General features: G+C 52.3%; 1 protein-coding gene. It reads right to left on the bottom strand.

Features of this window, described 5'->3' with window-relative positions; all coding sequences use genetic code 11:
• The coding region (locus tag FN960_RS24390; RefSeq protein ID WP_498034107.1) for a DNA polymerase III subunit beta family protein at window positions 1–256 on the bottom strand (256 nt) is incomplete at both ends.

Raw genomic sequence — 256 nt, 5'->3', positions numbered from 1 at the left:
CGCCGTCGAGCATACGCATCAGTTCAATCACGCCTTTACGCGGTACGATCACCGAATGGCTTGGCAAAGATTGACCAATTGGCATTGAACAGACCGCCAGACGGTGGCCGTCGGTTGCCACGGTGCGCAGTTCTTCACCTTCGGTTTCAAACAGCATACCATTTAAGTAATAGCGAACGTCCTGATGCGCCATAGAAAACTGGGTCGCTTCAATCAGACGCTTCATCGTTGCCTGCGGCAGGGTAAATTCGACTTC

Origin of the sequence: Alkalicoccobacillus porphyridii (assembly GCF_007293315.1) — a bacterium.
Taxonomy (GTDB): Bacteria; Bacillota; Bacilli; order Bacillales; family Bacillaceae_D; genus Alkalicoccobacillus; species Alkalicoccobacillus porphyridii.
This window is presented reverse-complemented; position numbering and strand designations above follow the sequence as displayed.